At 39.3% G+C, this 20,527-nt stretch carries 15 protein-coding genes; 14 read left to right on the forward strand and 1 reads right to left on the reverse strand.

Annotated elements, in window-relative coordinates; all coding sequences use genetic code 11:
* The first annotated feature begins 48 nt into the window (after positions 1 to 48).
* From ED557_10900 to ED557_10955, 12 genes are all read left to right on the forward strand, one after another.
* Complete coding sequence (locus ED557_10900; GenBank protein ID RNC83205.1) at positions 49 to 1,188, forward strand: arabinogalactan endo-1,4-beta-galactosidase; 1,140 nt, start codon at positions 49 to 51, stop codon at positions 1,186 to 1,188.
* Positions 1,189 to 1,380: 192 nt separating this feature from the next.
* Positions 1,381 to 2,352, forward strand: a complete 972-nt coding sequence (locus ED557_10905; protein ID RNC83420.1) for a LacI family transcriptional regulator — start codon at positions 1,381 to 1,383, stop codon at positions 2,350 to 2,352.
* 188 nt (positions 2,353 to 2,540) lie between these two features.
* The gene (locus ED557_10910) at positions 2,541 to 5,639 is read left to right on the forward strand and encodes a SusC/RagA family TonB-linked outer membrane protein (protein RNC83206.1); all 3,099 of its coding nucleotides are present in this window, start codon (positions 2,541 to 2,543) and stop codon (positions 5,637 to 5,639) included.
* 21 nt (positions 5,640 to 5,660) lie between these two features.
* Positions 5,661 to 7,136, forward strand: coding sequence for a RagB/SusD family nutrient uptake outer membrane protein (locus ED557_10915; protein RNC83207.1), 1,476 nt, complete (start codon positions 5,661 to 5,663; stop codon positions 7,134 to 7,136).
* Positions 7,137 to 7,176: 40 nt separating this feature from the next.
* Entirely contained in the window at positions 7,177 to 8,220 is a 1,044-nt protein-coding gene (locus tag ED557_10920) for a T9SS C-terminal target domain-containing protein (GenBank protein ID RNC83208.1), read from the forward strand.
* 63 nt (positions 8,221 to 8,283) lie between these two features.
* A complete protein-coding gene (locus ED557_10925) occupies positions 8,284 to 9,450 on the forward strand; it encodes an arabinogalactan endo-1,4-beta-galactosidase (GenBank protein ID RNC83209.1) in 1,167 nt (388 codons plus the stop codon).
* A gap of 25 nt (positions 9,451 to 9,475) precedes the next feature.
* Positions 9,476 to 11,863: a DUF4982 domain-containing protein gene (locus tag ED557_10930; GenBank protein RNC83210.1), complete on the forward strand. Its 2,388-nt coding sequence runs from the start codon at positions 9,476 to 9,478 to the stop codon at positions 11,861 to 11,863.
* Positions 11,864 to 11,876: 13 nt separating this feature from the next.
* Positions 11,877 to 12,842 (forward strand): hypothetical protein, encoded by a 966-nt coding sequence (locus ED557_10935; GenBank protein ID RNC83211.1) that lies wholly within the window; start codon positions 11,877 to 11,879, stop codon positions 12,840 to 12,842.
* Positions 12,829 to 14,022, forward strand: a complete 1,194-nt coding sequence (galK, locus tag ED557_10940; GenBank protein RNC83212.1) for a galactokinase — start codon at positions 12,829 to 12,831, stop codon at positions 14,020 to 14,022. The genes ED557_10935 and galK overlap by 14 nt, the downstream gene beginning before the upstream one ends.
* A gap of 4 nt (positions 14,023 to 14,026) precedes the next feature.
* A complete protein-coding gene (locus ED557_10945; GenBank protein RNC83213.1) occupies positions 14,027 to 15,052 on the forward strand; it encodes a UDP-glucose--hexose-1-phosphate uridylyltransferase in 1,026 nt (341 codons plus the stop codon).
* Positions 15,049 to 15,909, forward strand: coding sequence for a hypothetical protein (locus ED557_10950; GenBank protein RNC83214.1), 861 nt, complete (start codon positions 15,049 to 15,051; stop codon positions 15,907 to 15,909). The genes ED557_10945 and ED557_10950 overlap by 4 nt, the downstream gene beginning before the upstream one ends.
* 39 nt (positions 15,910 to 15,948) lie before the next feature.
* Positions 15,949 to 17,580 (forward strand): sodium/glucose cotransporter, encoded by a 1,632-nt coding sequence (locus tag ED557_10955; GenBank protein ID RNC83215.1) that lies wholly within the window; start codon positions 15,949 to 15,951, stop codon positions 17,578 to 17,580.
* 220 nt (positions 17,581 to 17,800) lie between these two features.
* Here the strand turns inward: ED557_10955 and ED557_10960 are convergent, their stop codons facing one another.
* Entirely contained in the window at positions 17,801 to 18,088 is a 288-nt protein-coding gene (locus ED557_10960; GenBank protein RNC83216.1) for a hypothetical protein, read from the reverse strand.
* A 130-nt stretch (positions 18,089 to 18,218) separates the two neighbouring features.
* On the opposite strand from ED557_10960, the gene ggt reads away from it, so the two are divergent.
* A complete protein-coding gene (ggt, locus tag ED557_10965; protein ID RNC83217.1) occupies positions 18,219 to 19,952 on the forward strand; it encodes a gamma-glutamyltransferase in 1,734 nt (577 codons plus the stop codon).
* 248 nt (positions 19,953 to 20,200) lie between these two features.
* The gene (locus ED557_10970; protein RNC83218.1) at positions 20,201 to 20,500 is read left to right on the forward strand and encodes a hypothetical protein; all 300 of its coding nucleotides are present in this window, start codon (positions 20,201 to 20,203) and stop codon (positions 20,498 to 20,500) included.
* The last annotated feature ends 27 nt before the right edge of the window (positions 20,501 to 20,527 follow it).

A 20,527-nucleotide genomic window follows, 5' to 3' on the forward strand; every position in this document is an offset into this window, starting at 1 on the left:
TAACGATAAGATTCACAAATATAAACCCCGCTTAACCTATACCAACAAATGAAAACAGGAAAAACAATTTATGTTCTCATTATAATCATAGCTATTGGATGCTCTGAGATCAATGAGAAGAGTAGCCCTTCAAAAAGTAGTAAATTATATTTGGGAGCAGATCTTTCTTATGTAAATGAAATGGAAGATTGCGGTGGATCATATAGGGCAAATGGCGAATTAGTTGATCCATTCGAGTTTTTTAAATCTCAGGGTAGCAATATTGTCCGGGTGAGATTATGGCATACCCCAAACTGGACAGGGTACTCTGACTATGACGACGTGGTTAAAACCATCTCCAGGGTAAAAAACGCAGGGATGGAAACCCTTCTGGATTTTCATTATTCGGATACATGGGCAGATCCGGGTGATCAAATAATTCCTGCTGCGTGGAAAGGTCTTAATGATGAAATATTAGCAGATTCATTATATCAGTATACCTACAAAACATTGATATCTTTGAATGCAAAAGGGTTACTGCCTGAATTTGTCCAGATAGGTAACGAAACCAATAGCGAAATACTGCTGGAAGAGCATGTTGATGAATTAACCGAGCCTATTAATTGGTCACGAAATATCCTTCTGTTTAATGCCGGGTTAAAAGCAGTTGAAGATGTCGAAAAGGAACTTGCACAAAAGATTGAGTCAATGCTTCATATTGCTCAACCAGAGTTTGCTTTCCCGTGGTTTAGTCAGGCTATTCGTTCGGGTTTGAGTGATTTTGATTGGATTGGTTTGTCCTATTATCCACTATGGTCAAAATATCAAATACCAGAGGCAGCAACGGCAATTGATAGCATTATACAAACCTTTAATAAACCATTAATGGTTATCGAAACTGCCTATCCCTATACTATCGAAGAATTTGATGATGCGAATAATATTCTTTGGCACAGCGCTGTGCTTGATGGTTATCCAGCCACTCCACAAGGCCAGCTAAAGTATATGCAAGATCTCACCCAGCAGGTAATTTCTGGCGGGGGTTCAGGAGTAATTTATTGGGAACCAGCCTGGATTTCGACGGAATGTAAAACTCTATGGGGAACGGGCTCACACTGGGAGAATGCTACTTTTTTTGATGCAGCCAACAATAATGAAGCTCTGATCACTTTCGAATTTTTTGATCAATCCAAATATGCAAGTCAATAAATAGAATACATAAACCCTAGTTATTATTTACAGTAGTACGATATAGTTTATTGTAGCTTATGCAAAACCGTTTGTTGACTTAGAGTAGAGAAACATATAAATACTTATTAAACGATAGCTTTATAAAAAGGGTCTGAATTGGGAAGTGAGGTAACATTAAGTCAAATTGCAAGTGCATTAAACGTGTCAGTTATGACCGTTTCAAGGGCACTGAATAACAGCGATAAAATAAATGCAGGTACCAAAGAGCTGGTTCTTAAGAAAGCCGAAGAGTTAGGATATATACCAAACCAAATTGCTAAAAGCCTACAAACCAAAAAAACCTATACGATAGGGGTAGTAATTCCTGAAATACAGCATGTCTTTTTTTCGGCTGTTATTAGCGGGATTGAATCAGTTGTTTATGATAATAACTACCATCTATTTTTAACAAACTCCTCTGAAAGTTTCGAACGTGAGAAGGATGTAATTGAAACGTTGAAATCAAGGAGAGTAGATGGATTGCTAATCTCACGCTCTGAAGACTCTGATGATGAAGGTTACTATAAGAAATTAATTGATACAGGAACACAGATTGTATTTTTTGATCGTTGTGTTGAAAATATAGGAGCAAGCTGTATATGTGTGAATGACTATTCCAGTTCGTTCCAGGCAACAGAGCATTTAATTAATAATGGGTATAAAAAAATTGCTCATTTAGCTGGTCCACCAAACTTAAATATTAGTTCCGAGCGGCTTAGAGGATATAAAGATGCTTTAGAAAGGAATGATCTCTTATTTGATGATTCATTAGTAGTTATAAGTGGCTTTAAGGAAAGCGGGGGCTATAAAGCGATGAATGAGTTAATGAGCAATTCAGCCCACCTTCCGGAAGCAATTGTTGCCGTAAACGATCCGGCAGCTTTTGGTGCAATCAAATTTATTAATGAAAGCGGGTACCGAATACCAGATGACATCGCAATTGTCGGATTCAGTGACGACATACGTTCCGAGTTGCTTCCTGTACCACTAACAACAGTTAAGCAACCCGCCTACGAAATGGGGGAACGGGCGGCAAGAAAGCTAATCTCTACTATAGAAAATAAATCAGAGTCTATAGAAAATATATACATGAGTACGGAACTGATCATTCGTGCTTCTAGCGGAACTGCCAGATCTATATAGTCGAGAAGAGATCGGATTAAATTTTTGAATAAAAAATTTGGCAAAAAGATTTAGAAGTATTAAAATATTGCCAATTGTTAACGATAACAATTTGTCAGTATTTATTAAGCGAAGCTTTGTTGTGCTTTTATCCCCTATTTAAGTTTAATAAATGTTAACGATAACAAAATTAGTTGGAGACTTACTTGATGGAGTTTGAATTTTTCAGAAAGCGCTTTCTGCTGGTTGTAATAATTAGCCTTGTGTCACAACTGAGCGTGATAGGGCAAGAGGTTCTTACAGGAAAAGTATATGACTCAGAAGATGGTGAGTCACTACCTGGGGTAAATATTGCGGTAAAAGGTACTACTATGGGGGGTGCGACAAATTCAGAAGGAGAATTTTCGATTAGGGTACCGAGTTTAGAAGATACATTAGTGGTTTCTTTTATTGGATATTTACCACAAGAAATACCGATAAATGGTAGGGTTTACATATCAATTGCTCTTGAGCAGGAGATATTAGTTGGAGAAGAAATTGTGGCTTTGGGGTATTCCGATCAAAGACAAAAAGATGTCACAGGTGCGATATCCACGGTAAGTTCCGAAGAAATAAAAAGTATAGGTAGAACATCAGTGAATCAGATGTTACAGGGTCAAGCTGCCGGACTTAATTTACAAACACGCTCAGCTCAGCCTGGAGGCGGTGTAACGGTTAACATACGAGGGGCTATATCACCAAATGGAAATAATACCCCGCTATATGTAATTGATGGGGTTCCAATCACTAATAACTCTTCATCAGTTGCAGGACTGGAAGATGCTACATTAGGATTTTTTGGTGGGATAGACCGTGATCCACTAAGTTATCTAAACCCAAATGATATAGAATCCATAAGTATTTTGAAGGACGCCAGTGCTACGGCAATTTATGGTTCTTCAGCAGCCAATGGGGTAATCTTAATAACAACAAAAAGCGGAAGAGCAGGAGCTGTGCAAGTAAATTACAGTGGTAGTTTAACGATGCAACGCACCAGAGATTATTTCCCAATGCTAACAGGGAATCAATTTATGGTTGAGCAGGATAGACTGGCTTATGATCGATACTTATTTGACAACGGCCTATTTCCATATGGAACAAATGATCCCAGCAGTGTCCCGGCATATCAGCCACTATTTACCGAACAAGAAATTTTGGATGGCGTTACTGGAACAGACTGGTTTGATTTGATCTTTAGAGATGGTCTGATAAATGAGCACAATCTTTCTGTTTCCGGAGGAAATGAAAATACGAAAGTCTTCACTTCTTTTAATTATCAGGACAATACAGCCGTACTTGAAAATTCAAAATTGACCAGGTACAGCGGTAGACTGAACGTTGAACAGAAGTTATCCAATGTTATTACGCTCAGTGTTAAATCCACCGTAGGTCGGTTACTTGGTAGTAACGCATCTACCGGGGGCAATATAGGTGGTTCAGAAACATTCAATATGATCCAGGCAGCTTATGCCTACAGCCCAGTGATTGAAGTTTTTGACGAAAACGGAAATTTTAATTCCACGCACAATCCATTGATTATGAGCCCGGCAGCCTTTCTTGAAATTTCAGACAATACAGAAACGTCAAAGATTTTCGCGGCTCCCAAAATTGAAGTTCAGTTCCTTCCATCATTAAAGTTGACGGGAATCGCTCAAGTTGATTATGAATCAACAAACAGAAATTTCTATTTGCCCAGGATTACAAATAATACCCAACTCCCAGATGGGATGGCTCAAAAAAATGAGAACACTATTGAGAATTATAGTGCAGAATCATATTTGACCTATACTTCAACAGTTTTTGGGGGAGATTTGAGTGTAGTTTTTGGAGCCGGATATTATGAGACAAGCAGCAGTGGCTTTAGTTTAGAGGCGGTAGGGTTCTTTACCGATGCATTCAGAGATAATAATGTTGGTGTGGCTACTGAATTGCTCCAAAACTCTGTGAACTCATACAGAAACCAACGAACAAAATTGTCTCAATTCTTTAGATCAAATTACAGTTTTAAAGATCGTTACATATTATCTGTTGTTGCGAGAAGAGATGGATCAAGCATTTTTTCTGAAAATAATCAGTATGGTATATTTCCTGGTATTTCATTGGCATGGATACTTTCTGAAGAGAAATTTTTAAACGATTATGAGAAGTTATCCAGTCTTAAACTTCGGATAGGGTATGGACAATCGGGAAATGAAAGCATACTAAGTGGAAATACACTGGAGCTGTATAGTCCAGGGTATCCCTTCGTAATAGGTCAAACTGCTTATAATGGAATTGCGCTTTCACAGGTTGCCAACCCAGATCTTACCTGGGAAACAGTCACTACCATTAACTTGGGAATTGACTTTGGAGTTTTTACTAACAGAATTATTGGGAAGTTTGACCTATATCAACGAACGGCTAACGATTTGCTCGATTTTAATCAATTACCGTCAAATAATGCAGTGGGTATAGTGGCCGATAACGTTGGTTCTACAAGAAGTGAAGGGATAGAGCTTGAACTAAATACTTCGAATATTCTTAGTAATAAATTCAGTTGGTATTCAAATTTTAATATCTCATATAATAAAAGCTATTGGAATGAACGAAATCCCAGAGTCGCTTTGTCTCCATATATCGGAGAAAATGATGAATTAGGAACCATCTATGGCTGGAAAACAGATGGTATCATCCAAAGTGAAGATGACATTCCGGTTCATATGCCAGATGCTAATCTTGGGAATGTAATTTACGTCGATATCAATAATGATGGCAGGCTAGATAGCGAGGACGTGGTTAAAATTGGCAACAGTGTTCCAAGATGGAGGATTGGCTTTGGAAACGACTTTAACTACAGAGGCTTTGATCTGAGTATTTATATGTATGGAAGTTTAGATTTTCAGATCTATAATAACTACGCCCCCAATATATTCTCAATCTCACAATCAACTAACCCCTCTAACACCACAAATTTGATTAGGGATACGTGGTCAGCTGATAATACTGAAGGCACACGTCCCGGACTTGCCAATAATCCTTATGATGGTAACAATCCTGCTGGAAGTGATTTTGACCTAGAAAATGGGGATTTCATTCGAATCAGCAATATCAATTTCGGATATACTTTTCCATCAAAATTTTTAGGGAGTATTAACTCAGCAAGGATTTTTATAAGTATGCAGGATATCGCCTTGATTACTAATTACTCAGGTTTTGATCCTGAGTTTAGTGAACCAAACCCCTACCCCGCTTCATATTCAACCACTCTGGGAATCGATATAAATTTTTAGAAAATATTAGAGAAGGATAGTATGCAGATAACAAAAAATAGAACAAAAATTTTCCTAGTTGCCACACTTTTAATTGGAGCAGGTTGTGGAGATGTACTTGAGCCACAAGTATATGGAGATTTGACACCAGAAACGTTTTTTGGCTCTGAGGCAGATTTTAATAATGCAGTTATTGCTCTATACAGCCCATTTATGACAGATTGGGGAGTGGTTGACCAAGGTGACGGACAATGGTATGCATCTTTATATAATGCAGACCCAAAAACCTATTTAATGAGGAGTATGATTACCACTGATGAAATGTTCAGTCCCTGGGTGCCTGATTTTACAGGTTTTACTTTTGGCCCTGCTACGTTAAGTAGTTTTCAGGCTTCGACCTACGCGAAAATAAGATATGTAGCACGAGCTACTGACGTAATCGATAAAATCCAAAACTCATCAGCGGATGTACCTACAAATATCAGAGACCTATATGTAGCAGAAGCAAAAGTACTGAGGGCATGGACCATGTATATTATTTACGATTTCTTTGGCCCTGTAAATGTAAAACTGAACCCGGAAACACTTAGCGACATAGAGATTACTCCCCGGCTTGCTAAAGAAGATTACTTGGCAGCGATGATAACAGACCTAGAGGAAGCTATTCCCAATCTAACAGATAAGTACAATGGAGACACAGAGAATTGGGGGAGGGTCAGTCAGGGCTTAGCTCGAATGGTATTACTCAAAATTTATATGCACGAAAAGAATTGGGCAGAAGCCGAGCAAATTGCACAGGAAATAGTTGCTATGAATTATGAATTATTGGATTCCTATCCCGATGTTTTTAATAATGAACAAAATAACGAACTGATTTACGCAGTTCCTGCAGATGCTTCTTCCCCTAATTATTACACACAGGAAATTATTCCAACTAATTTTGAGTCAAGTGGAAGTTTTATCCGTAGCTCGGGATGGTATGGCCTTTGGATGCCGTGGGATTTTTATGATACTTTTGATGCAGGAGATGAGCGCCTGGATACCATTTTAGATTCTTATATAGATTTCAGGAACAATACAGTGGACAGGTCTAATGGAATGAACGGTGCAATTCCCCTTAAATACACAGAACTTGATGGAAATGGCCCTGGGCACAGTAACGACCAAATTGTTTATCGTTTTGCAGAAGTTTTATTGTCCCTTGCTGAAGCAATAAATGAACAAAGAGGTCCGGCAGATGCTTATCAATATATTAATCAAGTTCGAAACCGTGTTAGTCTTTCAGATTTGTCCGGATTAAGTCAAACCGAATTTCGAGATGCAATACTTGTAGAACGAGGACACGAGCTTTTTGCTGAGGGTGTAAGACGTCAAGACCTAATTCGACATGGAAAGTTCATAGAATACGCACAAGCCCGCGGTACAAGTGCGCAATCTCATCATGTATTGTTTCCAATTCCTCAGGAAGTAATTCTACAGGGTGAAGGTATCATTGAGCAAAATCCAGGGTACAACTAAAATTTTCTTTCCTACTTAACCAATAACTAATGCAAGAACTATGAAAACAGAATTACGAGATATATTTTTGTTAACGATAACATTTTTGTTATCAAGCAATATCGTTTCCGGCCAGGAAACAATTGCAGAGGATAAAGCCTCCAATTACACCTTAGAGGAACTAGCCTCTCTTGAGAATTTAGGTACAGGCTTTGGTCCTTGGAATAGTATACTAACTGATGATGCTTCAGTAGAATTGTTGGATGCAAATGGTAATGGTGCAAACAGCGCCGCTATAAATACGGATGCGTTGTCTTTTGCATTAATCGCTTCTCCAACTGATGTACTAGGCAATCGTGTAGATCTTGGGAGAGAGTTTTTATCTGCGTTATCAGATGGAGATACGCTCTCTTTTGATATTGCGTGGAATTGGGTAGACGGACTTAAGGGAGTTTCATTAAGTAATGGTAGTTGGGAAAGTGAAGATGTTACTCTCACTATAGATTTTGACATAACTGGATTTTATGTAAACAGCGATTCTGTAGCCCCGCCACCAACAGAAGATGATTGGAATGGCTCGAATCCATGGCGACAGGAAGGAGAAGCCATGCACTTTTCTATAGTTAAGACAGCTGAAGGTTTAACATATTCAGTTAAAGCAATTACCCCGGAATCCCCGGTCGATTTTTCAGGAACCGTTGAGGGTGTTAATGCAGATCGGATAAACTTTTTTAACGATGATGGCCTCAATTGGGGAGGTTCCGGGCAAGGAAGTCTTTTCTTTAATAGTTTAAAGATTGTTAGTGGGATGGCTACTTCGAATGAAGAAGAACTAATCCAGTATTCGTTCAAGTTAGAACAAAATTATCCAAATCCTTTTAACCCGGAAACCCAAATTTCCTATTCTTTGGAGCAAGCCGGGCCTGTTGAACTAAGTATATACAACCTGCTGGGCCAACAGATATTGACTATAGAAAATGGATTTAAATCAGCAGGTAGTCACCTAGTAAGCTTAAATGCCTCAAATCTAAGCTCGGGAGTTTACATTTATACATTGAGAACCGAAATGGGAGTACTTTCCAGGAAAATGACTGTATTGAAATAGTAAAAGTACCACGATTTTTGACAGGTTTATTGAGTTAAGCCTGTTTCTTTAATTAAGTATATAATGAGTTTTAAAATGCCAAATTTGATATTTCTTGCAGTAATACTTGTTATTGCATGTACTGATAACCCCTCAAAAAACAATGACGAAGATCCAGCGCCATCTGAGGAATTCCTATTTGGTGCTGATTTATCATATGTAAATCAAATATTGGACTTTGGTGGAGTATATAAATCAAACGATGTCCAAACAGATCCATATTCAATTTTTGCGGACTTAGGTACTACAACTGCGAGATTTAGATTATTTAAAGATCCGGTTTGGACTAAAGAAGTATATGGTGAATTAGGTACTCAACTTTACAATGATATAGACGATGTTACTCTTGCCATTCAACTTGCTAAAAGTGCTGGTATGAACGTGCTGCTCGACTACCATTATTCAGATGTCTGGGCGGATCCCGGAAATCAGGAGGTTCCGGAGGCCTGGAATGATCTCTCTTTTGAGGAAATTTCGGATTCAATCTATCAGTATACCTATCAAATCTTGATGCACTTATACAGTGAAGATGCATTGCCGGAAATGGTTCAAATCGGTAATGAAAACAATTGTGGATTGGTTCATCCTTATGCAAATGTTTGCGAATCCGATGACTGGGAAGAGCTTGGTACATTACTTAACCAAGGGATTAAAGCAGTCAGGGAGACAGAGTTAGAAACGGGAAGTCAAATAAAAGTAATGCTACACGTTGCTCAACCCGAAAATGTCGATTACTGGTTCGAAAATGTGATTAGCATTGGCGGCGTGACTGATTTCGAGGTAGTCGGTTTCTCGTATTATCCAAAATGGTCTGAAATTTCTATCAACAGGATTTCAAATTATGTGGCCAATTTCAAGGCTGTATACGATCGAGAGGTGATGATACTGGAAACTGCGTATCCCTGGACTCTCACCAATGCTGATAGTTATGGAAACATACTTGGTTCCGACAGTGTAATTGATGGGTATGAGGCCACTATCGAAGGTCAACGGCAATTTATGATTGACCTTGTAAAGGAAGTTATGGATGGAGGAGGTACTGGAGTCTTTTACTGGGAACCTGCGTGGATTACTTCAAACCTAAAAGACTTGTGGGGAACAGGTTCTTCATGGGAAAACAGTACGTTTTTTGATTATGAAGGGAATGCGCATGGAGGATTCGATTTCATGACTTACGATTATTCAGAATAATTAGGCAAATAGTAGCAGCAAAAAGATGTTCAATACCACTTCGATAAGAATCAGCTTCAAAAAGCTTCAAGTTAGCATACTTTTATTGATTCCTTTAGCATGTACAATTCAAGCCCAGAATTTTGAGAATTCTCAATTATTTAATCATGATTGGGAATTTGTGAAAGATATCGATCCAGCTATATCAATAAATGATGCCACTATTCAATGGGAAAAGGTTTCCCTTCCGCATACAGCTAATATTGAACCCTTAGTAATTGCAGATCAACAATGGCAGGGAACCAGCTATTATCGAAAATATTTTTCGTTATCGCCCAGAGTAGAGGAAAAACATATTTCCTTAACCTTTGAAGGAGTAATGCATGAAACGGAGGTCTACTTAAATGGAGAGGTGATCTATTATAACGCAGGCGGGTACCTTCCGTTTTATGTTGATTTGACTGATGTAGTAAAATTTTCTGAACGCAATGAGCTCATTCTGAAGGTAAACAATGAAGACAATCCAGATATTCCACCGGGAAAACCGATCGCAGATTTGGATTTCAACTATTATGGAGGGATTTACAGAGATGTTCATTTATCTATAAAGGACAAATTTCGCATATCAGATCCTATAGGTGCCAATCGCGTCGCAGCTGGAGGGGTTTTTGTTCATTACGAAGACATATCTGACGAAAAAGCCACCGTATTCGTGCAAGTTGATATAGAAAATGGGCGCGATGAATCGGTAGAAGGAGAGCTACTAATTTCACTTAAAGATGCTAACGGAGCAATTGTAGCGAGCGGTGAAAATAATATTCAATTAGAATCCGGTACAAATAGTTTAGTTAGAAGCGAATTTATAGTTGAGAATCCTCTCCTCTGGTCTCCTGATCATCCAAATCTATACTTGCTTAGTGTTCAGTTATTCAGCGCCAATGGAAAGGTAGATGAAGCAGAACAAAAAATCGGGATACGCATATTCGAATTCGATGAAGACAATCAATTCGTACTTAATGGTGAGAAATTATACTTAAGGGGAACCAATCGTCACCAAGACTATCCTTATATAGGGTATGCTCTTTCAAACGAGGCCCAATACAGAGATGCATACAAGATTAAAGAGGCGGGTTTTAATTTTATAAGAACCGCTCACTATCCACCCGATCCATCATTTTTAGAAGCATGTGATGAACTCGGAATTCTATTTATGAATGCAATACCAGGATGGCAGTTTTTTGGTGAGAACGAATTCCAAGAGCGGGCTTTGAATGATATTCGAAACATGATCAGACGAGATCGTAACCACCCAAGCATAATTATTTGGGAAGCTTCTTTAAACGAATCAGGAATGCCGGAAGAATTCATGGAAATTGCCCATCAAACGGTTAAGGAGGAGCTACCAATTAATGATGTGTACACAAGTGGCTGGTTAGACCACGCGTATGACATATTCATCCCTGCACGCCAACATTCAAAACCACCAGCTTACTGGAGTAATTACGACAAAGATAAACCACTTTTTATTGCTGAATATGGGGATTGGGAATACTATGCCCAGAATGCAGGTTTCAATCAAGCAGCTTTTGAAAATCTAAAAGAAGAAGAGCGGAATTCCAGACAGTTGCGTGGATTTGGACAGGTAAGATTAGCCCAACAAGCCCTTAACTTCCAGGAGGCACACAACTCAAATCTTAAAGGAAACTCTTTTGGAGATGCTAACTGGGTAATGTTTGATTACAACCGGGGTTACGCACCAGATTTAGAGGCCTCTGGAATTCAGGACATTTTTAGAATTCCTAAATTTACCAACTATTTCTACCGGAGCCAGATTGATCCGGTTTTAGGTCCTGAACAGACATTGTTTAACTCCCCAATGGTATATATTGCAAACTATTGGACGGATTCGGAATTCACTGAAGTTAAAGTGTATAGTAATGCAGAGGAAGTGGTACTGTATTTGAATAATGAAGAAATCGAACGCAGAAACCCGGATATAGATCAGTATTCGACCCATCTTAACCATCCCCCTTTTACCTTTAATCTGGATTCTTTTATTCCGGGAATATTAACGGCAGAAGCGTTTATAAATGGAGAGTTGGTTGCCACACATGAGCGTATTACCCCGGGAGAAGCCACAAATATATCATTACAGGTAGATATCAGTGGCAAGCAACCGACAGCTGGGGTAAACGATGTGGTGTTTGTTTATGCATCGATTACCGATAAAAATGGAAACGCAGTACCTGATGCTTCAAATCAAATCTTCTTCAAAATTGAAGGAGATGGTGAACTGATTGGTAATAACCCGATTAAAGCCGAAGCAGGTATTGCAACCATGTTAGTACGGATAGGAGAAAATACGGACAGTCTTATTATAAAGGCTAGTAGTGCCGCATTGAAAGAGGCTTCCTTATCGCTAACGGTACAATAAAAGCTTAGCAATAATGATAGCATCACATATCCAGAATATTACAATAAACAAGGAGATTGTCCTTGAAAACGGACAATTAAGGGTTTCAATACTACCAGAATGTGGTGGGAAAATCTCCAGCATAAAAAGCAATAAAAGCGGAACCGAGTTCTTATTGCAACCCTCACAAACCATTTCAAATGAGAGAGATTTACAGTACGGAATGAGTTTTTTGCCTCCGTACGCATTCGGTTTTGATGATTGTTTTCCCAACATAGCAAAAACAACACTCCGGTTGCCGATAGGGGAGCGCGATTATCCTGATCATGGTGAGTTGTGGACCAGTAAATTCAATTATGAAATAAATGGAAGAGAAAAATCCTGCAAAATTGAGACTAATGGTGTTTTTCAAGAATACATTTTCAAAAAAAAGGTTTCCTTGAATGGCAAGCGGTTACTCATTGAATATGAACTGGAGAATACTTCCGATACAGAACTTAATTACATTTGGTCAGCTCATCCGTTATTAGAGGTAGATCCGGAAGATGAAATACTCCTGCCAGAAGGAATCAGGCATTTCGAGGTATATTACTCAAATATCCAAAGCCTGTTAAAAGGGGATCACCTCCAATGGCCAATTAACGTTAGAAACGTAGCACTGGCCAATGTGCAGGAGCCTTGGAAAGAAATAGCTCTTAAATTATTTGCAAACAATATTAGCTCTGGGAAAGCAGGCTTTTACCGGAAAAAGTCCGATGAATCCATTGTCTTCAATTTTGATACTTACCACCTGCGCCATCTTGGGCTCTGGCTATGCTACGGAGGCTGGCCGGAATCCTCAGAAGAAAAACAGCTTACCGTAGCGATAGAACCAACAAATTGCGATACCGATTGCCTTTCGGAAGCCATACAACAGGGAAAACATACATCGTTAATGCCAGGAAAAAGTAATAGCTGGTTTTTTGAGCTTTGTATAGAACCAGGGTATGGAAATGTTTGATTCTCAGATTAAAATAGGTAAGCATATTGTGGGGTATGTGGCCGAAGCTTTCACAAATCGGTTTGACGGTATACCAACTTTGATCAAATCACCAGGAAGGGTAAATATAATTGGTGAACATGTAGATTATAATGATGGGTTTGTTCTTCCTGCAACTATAAATAAGCATGTTGTATTTGCGATAGCTGCTAATGATACTTCTGTTGTAAACCTGGTTTCTCTGGATTTAGGAGAGAAAGAATCAATAGATTTAAATAATCTGCAAATACCTCCTAAGTACCAATGGACAAAATACATTCAAGGAGCACTTCTCGAATTAGGTGAAAGGGGATATTCAGTGGCCGGATTCGATGTGGTTTTTGGAGGGAATATTCCCATTGGGGCTGGGGTGTCGTCTTCTGCAGCCTTAGAAGGGGGGTTGCTGACCGGGCTTTCACATCTTTTTTCGCTGGACATAACAAAAAAAGAAATAGCGATGATGGGGAAAGATATTGAGCACAATCATATTGGAGTACAATGTGGGATAATGGACCAGTTTATCAATGTATATGGTCAGAAAGACGGCATTCTAAAATTGGATTGTCGGGATCTTAGCTATGATATTCTCCCCTTCGAAAACCGGGATGTAGCTATTGTTCTTTGTAATTCCATGGTCAGTCATAATCTATATACAACGCAGTATAACAAACGGAGGAAGCAGTGTGCCGAGGCGGTCAGCTATTTTAAGAAATTCGACCCCCAGATAAAAAAGCTTAGAGATGTTTCGATAGAACTATTTAACTCCAAAGGAAAAGGCTTAAGTCCTGACATTCAAAAGAGAACTAAATTTGTAATCGAGGAGATAGAAAGGGTACATACTGCAAGTGATTTAATATTGTCGGGAGAGATTGATTCTTTGGGGGAGAAGCTGATTGAATCTCATCTTGGTTTGAGTAAGGAATATGAGGTGAGCTGTCTGGAACTTGATTTACTGGTGGATATTGCTGTAAAACAGAATGGAGTACTTGGGGCAAGGATGATGGGAGGTGGATTTGGTGGATGTACCTTGAATTTAGTCATGGATGATTCTGTAGAAAGTTTCAAAGAGACTATTACTGACAAGTACAGATCGAAAACTCAAATTGACCCTGAATTATATGTGATGAAAATTGATGAAGGTGTACATATAATTGAAGGCTAAATCAATGACCTCGAGACATTTAGAGTATCCACATAGAAGGTTAAATATATTAACAGGAGAATGGGTCCAGGTTTCCGCTCATCGAACAAAAAGACCGTGGCAAGGTCAACAAGAAGAGGTCAATATTGATACAAAGCCTGAGTATGATCCGAGTTGTTATTTGTGCCCGGGAAATAAGCGTGCTAATGGCGTAATCAATCCTCACTACTCCTCTACGTATTCTTTTGTAAATGATTTTAGCGCCTTGATTGAATCAGTCCCTGATGATCATATTTCAATAGAAGGGTTGCTGGTTTCACAGGGTGAGCCGGGCATTTGTAAAGTAATTTGTTTTTCTCCAAAGCATAACCGAACACTTCCGGATATGAGTGTTTCAGAAATCAGGAAAGTAGTTGAATGTTGGGTTCACGAATATGTAGAATTGGGAAGTAGAGAGAATATAAACTACGTTCAAATATTTGAGAACAAAGGAGAAATAATGGGGTGTAGTAATGCACATCCGCATGGGCAAATATGGGCTCAAAAATCAATTCCAACAGAGCCCGAAAAAGAGCGTATTCGCTTTGAAGAATATTTCAAAGAGTATGGAAGAACCATTCTTACGGATTATTTAGAACTGGAACTCAGCCTCCAGGAAAGAATAGTTGCTGAAAATGATGATTTTGTTGTTTTGGTTCCATTTTGGGCTTTTTGGCCATTCGAGACACTCATTATCAGCCGACGGCCAATATCAAGGTTAGACGAATTTAGTGACTCAGAAAAGACAAACTTTGCACATATAATCCAGACAATCACCAGGAAGTATGACAAAGTTTTTAATGTGTCCTTTCCGTATTCGGCTGGGTTACATCCTGCACCAACAGATGGTGGAAATTATCCAGAATGGCATTTTCATATGCATTTTTATCCCCCGCTTTTAAGGTCTTCTACCATTAAAAAGTTTAGTGTTGGCTATGAATTACTTGCTAATCTACAGCGAGATACAACGCCGGAATACAGCGCTAATATCCTCAAAAAAATTTCAATTTGAGCTATGAAATACATAGGCATCTTTTTTTTTTAGGAATTATTGCATGTGAATCTACTTCGGACCCAATTCAAGAAACCCATGAAACGGAGGTAATCCTTCGAATAAAGCATAAAAGCACATTAGAAATCCTAGTCTGCGCTCATAGAGCTACTGTTGGTTACCTTCCCGAGAACTCTCTCTCTGCAATAAGGGAATCGGTAGCACTCGGCGTTGATATTATTGAGTTGGATGTTCGTACGACAGCAGATGATAGTTTAGTGATTATGCATGATCATGATATCGACCGGACAACGAACGGGTCTGGATACGTGTCAAGCATGTCCTATTCTGCCCTGCAAGAATATTTCTTAACCCATGCCGATTCACTAACCAACGAAAAAATACCCACTCTTAGAGAGGTTCTTTATCTCACACAGAATGAAGACGTTATTTTGAATTTGGATTTAAAGGATGTGAATACTCACCAGTATTATGAGTTACTTGAAGAGTTTAAGATGCAGTATCAAGTGATGAGCTATATTTGGGATGAAGAACTTTTCTGGGAACTGTTAGAAAAGGATAGCTTATATGCTGTTTTGCCACTGGCAAATACGATTCAGGAGGTAAGGTATTTCAATAGCTTCGTAGATTCTAAATTAATTCACTTCACAGAAGAAAGTTATCAGCCAGAGATTATTGAAGAAGCCAAAAGCAATGGCCAACTTATTTTTATTAATTCACTTTGGGAAATTGATGACCTATTTATAGATGGTCAGACTCAGGAAATGGATTCTCTCATAGCTCACAGGCCAGCAATTATTCAAACTGATTATCCCAAAGAACTTATTGACTATCTGAAGCAGAAAGGGCTCAGGTAAGTAATGCTACATTTATTCTCTATATAAAAGGACTCCGAGATGGAAACAATTGATGTAATAGTATTCATAACTTATGTATCAATGATAATTGGCATAGGTCTATGGGTCTCAAGAGATAAAGAAGGACATACGAAAAACGCTGAAGACTATTTCCTAGCCGGTAAGTCCCTTCCTTGGTGGGCTATTGGTGCATCTTTAATTGCTGCTAATATTTCAGCAGAACAAATAATAGGTATGTCTGGTTCTGGATTTGCTGTAGGACTAGCTATTGCTACTTATGAATGGATGGCTGCTGTTACTCTTCTTATTGTAGGAAAATATCTATTACCCATTTTTATAGAGAAAAAATTATACACAATTCCTGAGTTTATCGAACACCGGTTCAATACGACTCTTAAAACTATTCTAGCTGTTTTTTGGATTGCACTTTTCACCCTTGTGAACCTGACTACAGTCATGTTTCTGGGAGCAAAAGCCTTGGATACTATTTGGGGTGTTGGAGATGGTAGTTTATTGCTGCTTGCACTGATTGGCTTGGCACTAATTGCAGCTACTTACTCTATTTACGGAGGATTATCAGCTGTAGCATGGACAGATGTAATTCAAGTTATACTATTAGTTTTGGGGGGTATAGTAACGACTATTGTCGCGCTAAATGCAGTAACTCCCGAAGGAGGAGTAATAAAAGGTGCCGTGCATATCTTTGAAGTTGCGAATGATAAATTTGATATGATACTGGATAGATCTAACCCTGAGTTTAACAATTTACCAGGCATTGCAGTACTCATCGGCGGAATGTGGGTGGCGAATCTTTATTATTGGGGATTCAATCAATATATCATTCAACGTACGCTAGCAGCCAAATCTTTAGAAGAATCCCAAAAGGGTATCGTTTTAGCTGCTTTTCTCAAACTGATTATCCCATTTATCGTGGTTATTCCAGGGATTATCGCCTACGTGATGTATGCACAACCAGAAGGAACTTCGGAAATTGCAGGTGTAGTAGAAGCATTTACAAAATCTGATGGAACAACGGACAATGATAACGCCTATCCCTGGTTAATAAGCGTTTTTGTCGCTCCTGGTTTTAGAGGTCTTGTGGTTGCAGCCCTTGCAGCAGCAATCATTTCTTCCATGGCATCAATGCTAAATTCAATTGCTACGATATTTACAATGGACATTTATAAGCCATATTTCAACAAAGAAGCTTCAGATTCCAAAACTGTAAACGTTGGCCGCCTTACTGCGGGAGTTGCATTAGTTTTTGCAATATTAATCGCTCCGCAGCTTGAAACAGTACCACAAGTATTTCAATTTATTCAGGAATATACAGGCCTAGTGAGCCCCGGTATCTTGGCAGTATTTCTAATGGGCCTTTTCTGGAAACCTACTACAACAAGGGCCGCAACTATTGGAGTATTGTCTTCGATCGTTGTTGCATTATTATTAAAAATACCATCGATAGACCTACCATTCTTGGATCAAATGTTCTACACACTGATAATTACAATAGTGATCATTGTTGGGATTAGCTTATCTACCAATGAAGAAGGCGATGACCCCAAAGCAATTCGTTTTACTTCAAAGACATTCAAAACCAGTCCTCAGTTTAATATCGGAGCGTATGTTGTACTGATCTTGACCTCAATTCTGTACGCTCTGTTCTGGTGATCGTACATTAACGGTAGAACGGATAGTTAAAGTGATTTCTAGTCAACCCTGTCTGCTTCCAAAACATCTGTGATGGTATTTATTTCCGAGGGTACCAAAGGGAACTAATGGAGATTCAAAGACCAATGTTTTAGCCCTCCTGGGCGTACATTACAAAGTCCCTTCAAGTCATGATTTTGAAAATACTTTTTCTCGCTTATCTCAAAGTAAATAGCCCAGTTTATTCTTTTAGATACTTATATGCACAGTTTATAATCTTAAAATGAAGCTCGATGTTTACTCTATATACTGCTAAAACTACGACTATAACTATTGGGGCAATTACAATTGTGAGCACTGTTTCATTTTCCAGAATAGGAAACTTCTCTAAGACTTTTTTAGGATCAATATATTGTTGAAGAAGATGAAACATGTATTGTAGCTCCGCAACTGGAAGTAAAATATAGAGTAGGAAAATTAGCGTCCAGTCAAGTACTTGATAAAGTGTATTTCCATATTTAGGCCTCATTCGATAATTATAACAAATTCCATACTTCTAGTGCGAAAGCTATTTACAAGTCCTAAAGAACCATTGCTTGAGTAATCCGGTTAGGTATGCTATAATTCAGCGCTCTAAATCAAAAAACCTGTTTCTTATTATGGATGCTCAATCAGTTATCACTCCTTTAGTACTTGCCATACTTCTTCTCTTCCCTTTTAGCTTGTTTGCTCAGATCGATCGCGAAGCGGGCAGTGCTTTTGCCACCCGGTCTGAAGTTATTGCACAACGCGGGATGGTTGCTACCAGCCAGCCACTGGCCACCCAGGTTGGTCTTCAAATCCTCAAAAATGGAGGTAATGCCATTGATGCAGCGATAGGGGCTAATGCAGCGATGGGACTCATGGAGCCCACTGGAAATGGAATTGGAGGGGATCTCTTTGCCATAATTTGGCATGAGGAAAGTGGTCAGCTGTATGCGCTTAATGCAAGCGGTCGATCTCCATTGGGACTTTCTTATGACCGATTGATGGAAATCATTGAGGAAAAGGAATTGGACAGAATCCATCCTTATGATTTACTGTCTGTTTCTGTACCAGGAGCTATAGATGGTTGGTTTGAGATGCATGATCGTTTTGGGTCGGCATCCATGGAAGATATTTTAGCCGAACCTATCTGGTATGCTGAAAATGGCTTTCCGGTGAGTGAAGCCATATCGGGAGCCTGGAGAAGAAGTGCCCGCTTCCTAAGCCGGCAACCAGGAGCCTTCATAGAAACCTTTACCTTTGATGGCCGCGGCCCGGAAAAAGGGGAAGTGTTCAAAAACCCGGATTTGGGAAATACCTTCCGGCTATTGGCTAGAGATGGCCGAGATGCTTTTTACCGGGGTGAAATCACGGAGAAAATCGATGCCTGGATGAAAGAGAATGATGGTTACCTCCGCTATGAAGATTTCGATAAGCACACTTCAACCTGGGTGGAGCCACAAACGGTAAACTATCGCGGCTATGATGTATACCAGGTGGGTGGGAATGTACAGGGTACAGCTGTTCTTCAAATGTTGAATATCCTGGAAGGTTTTGACCTTAAAGAAACTGGTTTTGCTACTGCAGAGACTTTTCATCTGTTTATCGAAGCCAAAAAACTGGTATTCGAAGACAGAGCCAAGCATTATGTGGACGAAGATTTTTACGATATGCCATACGAGAAACTGCTCTCCAAAGAATATGCAGCTGAACGAAGAGAATTAATTGGCGAAAGAGCTCGCCGTGATATTACTACCGGGGTAGATGTGCTCGAAGATGGCGATACCATTTATCTTACCACAGCTGATCAGTACGGAAATATGGTTTCTCTTATTCAAAGTAATTTCCGCGGTATGGGAACTGGTTTTGTGGTGCCAGGAACGGGGTTTAGCTTTCAAAACCGGGGAGAGTTATTCTCACTCGATCCAAATCACCCGAATGTATATGAGCCAGGAAAACGACCGTTCCATACTATTATCCCAGGCTTCGTTATGAAAGACGGGGAGCCCTTTATGACGCTTGGTAATATGGGGGGGGGATATCAGCCCATGGGGCATGTGAGCTTAATCACCAACGTCATCGATTTTGGGATGAACATGCAGGAAGCTGGTGATGCCTTAAGATGGGAGCACTCAGGATCTACCCAGCCAACCGATGCATTGGATGAAACTCTTACCGATGTTGGGATGGTAAGTATTGAAAGCTCAATTGATTTCGAGGTGATAAGAGCGCTGAGAAGGATGGGGCATGAAGTAAAAGTTGGAGACAGTTTCTTTGGCCGTTTCCAGGCCATTATGCGCGACTTAGAAACCGGTGTGTATTACGGAGCCTCAGAAGCCAGGGTTGACGGCCAGGCAGCAGGGTATTAGAACGATAGTATATATCAAAGTTTATGTATTCCCTTATCTAGGTCATGCTGAACTCGTTTCAGCATCTTTGTGGAGACCATAAGGCAATTACAGAGTAAATAATTAATCAACGCCTTTTCATAAGATCCCGAAACAAGTTCGGGATGACTAAAGAATGGTTAGATTGTCGAAGCGCATTTACATATTTTATATGAACTCGAATTACATCAGCTAAAAAAATTCCTTTCTTTTAGTTTGTGAAAAAGTCTATGCAAAACGGTGCTTTATTTATAGCCGCGTATTTAATTACGCTGCCCGTACTTAATGTGCTTCATTCACTTGAGCATCATCACGATCATTTTCACTTCGATATAGAGCAACCTGCGATTTCAGAAACCCAATCGGATTGTGACCTCTGCTATATCTATCAAAACCAAAAACTGGTAGATAGTAATGTTGAAGGCCTGTTTCTGACGTTTACTTTTTCACCAATAGAAGAAACTCCTTTTTCTATTACTATTCCTGCCAACAAGCATTACGTTAGTCTACGCGCCCCTCCTTCGGTCTAACATCCCTCACTTATCTAGCTAGAAAAC

The sequence above is a fragment of the Balneola sp. genome (assembly GCA_003712055.1).
Lineage (GTDB): Bacteria > Bacteroidota > Rhodothermia > Balneolales > Balneolaceae > RHLJ01.